The organism is Methanoculleus sp. UBA208 (assembly GCF_002498065.1).
Taxonomy (GTDB): Archaea; Halobacteriota; Methanomicrobia; order Methanomicrobiales; family Methanoculleaceae; genus Methanoculleus.
In genome coordinates this window covers 1-4,158 of record NZ_DAFZ01000019.1, presented here as the reverse complement: position 1 = coordinate 4,158, position 4,158 = coordinate 1, and the positions used below count along the sequence as shown (strand labels likewise).

Below are 4,158 nucleotides of genomic sequence, written 5' to 3'. Positions count from 1 at the left end.
CGAACCTTCGGTATACCCTAATCGGAGCCCTTAATTCTCAGGTATCCGCCATCTGAGCCACATCCTGAGCCAGGAGGGTGAAACGGCTTTCCATAGGGTATTGCCATTCGGGGAGGGTCCGGGGAGGTGCGACCGAAGGGAGCTTGAGCACCGTCAGGTGCGAAGGGGTGTCCCCCTCCCGGTAGTGATGTTTTGGGACAACCTCCATTATAGCCGCATATTCACAACTACTCCGTTGTATGCTTTCGGTCAGGCGGCCGATCGTCGATGAGTTCGCGGCAAAGGCACGGGAGGCGTGCGGCGACGCAATAGAAGAGATCATCCTCTTTGGCTCCGTGGCACGGGGAGAAGATCGGCCGGACTCGGATATCGATATCCTTGTGATTACGTCCGATGAGGACTATCGTCTTCGCGAATACCTCACCGGACTTGCTTTTGATCTGCTGATGCAGACGGGTGAGCGGCTCCCGGTCAAGGTCATCTCGCGGGCCGATGTTGCGGCGCACCGGCAGTATCCCTTCATCAGGAATCTTCTCCGGGATGGTGTGGCGGTTTAGGATGACTGATAACTCTGTTATAACAGCGCTTCTTCGTAAATCGCATCAGCGCCTCGATGCAGCGCGCACTCTCTGCACCGAAGGCCACTATGAAGACTCGATCAACCGTGCCTACTACGCGATGTACCTCGCAGCTCTTGCTCTTTTGCATCGAAAAGGTGTTGAGATCAGGACTCATGCCGGGTTGATCTCGGCTATCGGTTCCGAGTATGTAAAGACAGGGGAACTTGCCCCGGAACACGGACGGGCGTTGAACCTGATCGAAGAACTCCGGGAGGAAGTGGATTACACGATCTGCCGGGAGATTATGCGGGATGAGGTGCTGTCTGTCATCAGCAAGGCAACGGATTTTGTCGTGTGTGCGGAAGAGATCTGTGCAGAAGATTATGCAGACGGGTTATTCCCCTGACACTGCCTGCATGTTGACAACTCCTTTGTAACGGCGTGATCACGATCGAAGACCTTGCCCGACGCCTTGATTATTCAGAGGGTTGGGTTCCTGGGTGCCCCTCTCTCAAACGAATACCCTTATCCCCCTCCTCCCGCAACCTATTCCGCAAGGAGGGCACCCGCCTGAAGATCGCCTACGTCTACGACGTCGTCTACCCCTGGGTGAAGGGCGGGGTCGAGAAGCGCATCCGTGAGGTCTCGGTCCGGCTACTGTAGCCGAATAAACAGGAGGCGCGGGACAGCTTCCGGCAATCCTTTGTGATGCTTGATCCATCTCTTCAGGATGGGCAGGGGAACGTATCTGACGGTCGCGATCTGTTCACGCTATATTGTAAGCGTGCCCGGGGTGGATCAGTAAGGTGCCCGGGGTGGATCAGTAAGCGGTGTTCAGATCCCTTGCATCCCTGTGGAAAGAGCACTATTGCCCACATCCCACGTCGGCAGTCCTCCGGTGTCCGGAGTGCGAGAAGAGCCTGCAGAGTTTGCATTCAGATCTCCTGTTCACTTCTTCCCACTTTGTATTTCTGCTCCGGATGGTTTGGCTCTCCGGGGATCACGTATTCCAATTGCCCGTCATGTATCATCGGTTTTAAGTAACTGGCTGATACCCATTTTTTGCTTCTCCCAACCAATTGGGCAATCTCCCCGGCAGAGGAGGGGCGCACGCTGCAAATCTGAACGATAACTCGCATGACTTCCTGTGGCGAACTCCTTTTACCCAGCATTCTTATTGATTCGGCAATATCCGGTAGGATTGCTTCAGAATCCACACTCAGAGTCTCCTCCTCGTCCAGCGAAACCTCCACCCGCTGGTGAGTCGTGCACACAGGGGCAACCCCGAGCTGCCCGGTTGGAGTATAGAAGGTCATCGTGCCATGAGGATGCTGGATAAGAAAACCCAGATCCCGGAGTTTCCCGAGCAATTTGCTTGCACCGACCACATCGAGTTCGATCAGATCGCGACACTGCTCATTCGAGATAGACCCGTTCCGCCTGACAAAGACGAGAGCCATCGCCTCTTCATCGGATAAGTCAGCAGCGCTGAAGCCACGGAGCCATTCGAGTTCTTCCTCAGAGAAGAAATGGTGAAGGGAAAATGCGGCGCGGAAATAATCGGCCTGATGATTCGATTCAAAGACCGGCGGGCTTCCCCCTCCCCTGCCCCTAACTCGCGAAAATCCGCGTGCTTCATCGACTCCACTCGACGGCCCGTCGCACCCTACCCCCTGGGGCGGGGGCAGTCATGGCAATTGCGATGGATGGGACATCTGGAGCACGAACACCGTCAGGTGCGATACCTGGTGGAAAGCCGTGCCCCTGAGTACCCCCTGATTGTGGCCATCTGGAGCAAACAGGTGGGATTTCAACAAAGCCCATTTTCCTGCATTGAGGGTAGGGAGACCTCAACCGGGATAGGCTTCTCCAACCTTTTAGTGGAGAGGTTCTTCCGGTTCAACCTCTGCTGGTGTCAATCTACCGCCGGGTGTCCTCTCAAAATCGCTGTCAAACGACACAAGCGCAAGGCTGTGCTCAAACGCTGCGGTATATTGGTATGCATCATCAAAATCGAGGCGGTACAGTTCCATGGCCCGCGCGAGGCGTCTCATCTGGGCGGGATCGAGAGCGACCACCGTCACCGAACCGTCGATGAAGAGATCTTCGATGAAACTGCAGAAGGCCGATATACACCCGAGACGGCCGAGGATTACACCAATGGAATGGAGTGAAAAATCCGTGATGAACAACCGTTCGGAAGGAACAGAGGAGAGAAATTTCTCGACTTCTCCCGAACGGCCCTGATCGAGAAGGCGCTCCAACCAGATATTTGTGTCCAGAAGGTACATTTTTCACTCTGTGCGCCACGACAGCGATTCTTTCTGCAGTTCAAGAGCGGTGTAAGTACCCCGATACCGACGAAGCGCCCCTGCCCAGGTTTGCCGGAGTGGTTTAGCCTGTTTGCGCTTCTGTTTCTGGAGGAGGTAGGCGACAAAGTCCAGTGCCTCTCTCTGGTGTTCGGGGGAGAGTTCCTTCACGAGATCTTCGATACCTGCCATGACATCCATCTCTCCGCAAGGATCTACGGACCCGGGTGCGTTCTCACCTGGAAGCGTTTCGGGCCAGATCCGGATGAACATCTATTGAGCGAGGCCGGACAAGAATGTTTTCCTCCCCGGTCTTTCTTTCTGTCTTATATCGCATCGGGTGGTAAACAGCATGCATATGCGGATAACGGAAATATCTGATACAATATGAGGTGATCCTAAAGTTATACTGATTATGGAATTCTAAATCATGGCGTTTCGTGAAATTGACGATGATCTCCGGGAGTTCGTCCAGAACCACCTCCCCCAACGAAGCCGCATATCGGGCGACCCCGGTGTGACCCGCGCAGGCCACGAAAAATCGAAGATTTTTCTAACAGGAGAACGCTGAGGCGTTCTCCATGTGTTCAACGGCATCCTGTACGTCCTGACGACCAGATTCCCTTCTCCGACTCCCGGGGGGAACCGGTCAACCCCTTCCTGGAGAAGGGGCCTATCCCGGCCCCCCTCACACCTCCCGGTGCTCGAACGTCGTTTCTTCGTACCTTCGGTGCTCATGCTCACTACGTTCGTTCCTCGAAGACCTTCGGTCTTCTCGAACTCCTGTCCCGCAACTCGCACCTTCGGTGCTCGAACTCCTGCCCCGAAAACGCTTCGCGTTTTCTCATGCTCCTGGTCGAAGCCTAACGGCATCTCAAGCTCCGGACATTGTCCGTCGCACCGTTCCGGCAGTCGCACCCTACGGCAGTCGTTCCTCGCACCTCCGGTACTCGAACTTCGTTCAATAGGAACGTCGTTCCTAGCGGTGCTCGAACTCCTGCCTCGAAAACGCTTCGCATTTCCTCATGCTCCGGTCCTCGAAACCCTGCGGGTTTCTCGAACGACGTCCTTTCAGGACGTCGTTCTTCGGACCGTCGCACCCTTCAGGGGACTCCCAAAACGAATACCCTTATCCCCCTTCTCCCGCAACCTATTCCCCAAGGAGGCTGCCCGCCTGAAGATCGCCTACGTCTACGACGCCGTCTATCCCTGGGTGAAGGGCGGGGTCGAGAAGCGCATCCGCGAGGTCTCGGTCCGGCTTGCGGAGCGGGGGCACGAGGTCCACGTCT

Annotated in this window: 6 protein-coding genes and 1 pseudogene; 4 read left to right on the top strand and 3 right to left on the bottom strand. The window is 55.6% G+C overall.

Annotation, left to right across the window (positions count from 1 at the left end; translation table 11 throughout):
* Positions 1 to 239: 239 nt before the first annotated feature.
* From BRA62_RS01395 to BRA62_RS01385, 3 genes are read left to right on the top strand one after another with little or no spacing between them, the layout of a single operon-like run.
* The gene (locus BRA62_RS01395; protein ID WP_292364284.1) at positions 240 to 557 is read left to right on the top strand and encodes a nucleotidyltransferase domain-containing protein; all 318 of its coding nucleotides are present in this window, start codon (positions 240 to 242) and stop codon (positions 555 to 557) included.
* Position 558: 1 nt separating this feature from the next.
* The gene (locus BRA62_RS01390) at positions 559 to 966 is read left to right on the top strand and encodes a HEPN domain-containing protein (protein ID WP_292364283.1); all 408 of its coding nucleotides are present in this window, start codon (positions 559 to 561) and stop codon (positions 964 to 966) included.
* Positions 967 to 1,001: 35 nt separating this feature from the next.
* Positions 1,002 to 1,223 carry a hypothetical protein gene (locus BRA62_RS01385; RefSeq protein ID WP_292364282.1) on the top strand — a complete coding sequence of 74 codons (222 nt, stop codon included), beginning with the start codon at positions 1,002 to 1,004 and terminating at the stop codon, positions 1,221 to 1,223.
* 272 nt (positions 1,224 to 1,495) lie between these two features.
* Here BRA62_RS01385 and BRA62_RS01380 read toward each other — a convergent pair whose 3' ends face one another.
* From BRA62_RS01380 to BRA62_RS01370, 3 genes are all read right to left on the bottom strand, one after another.
* Entirely contained in the window at positions 1,496 to 2,020 is a 525-nt protein-coding gene (locus BRA62_RS01380) for a Fic family protein (protein WP_292364281.1), read from the bottom strand.
* Between the two features lie 417 nt (positions 2,021 to 2,437).
* Positions 2,438 to 2,851 carry a type II toxin-antitoxin system VapC family toxin gene (locus tag BRA62_RS01375; RefSeq protein ID WP_292364280.1) on the bottom strand — a complete coding sequence of 138 codons (414 nt, stop codon included), beginning with the start codon at positions 2,849 to 2,851 and terminating at the stop codon, positions 2,438 to 2,440.
* Between the two features lie 3 nt (positions 2,852 to 2,854).
* Positions 2,855 to 3,142, bottom strand: coding sequence for a DUF2281 domain-containing protein (locus BRA62_RS01370; protein WP_292364278.1), 288 nt, complete (start codon positions 3,140 to 3,142; stop codon positions 2,855 to 2,857).
* Between the two features lie 712 nt (positions 3,143 to 3,854).
* Here BRA62_RS01370 and BRA62_RS01365 point away from each other — a divergent pair.
* Positions 3,855 to 4,158, top strand: a pseudogene (locus BRA62_RS01365) (hypothetical protein); the annotation flags it as partial.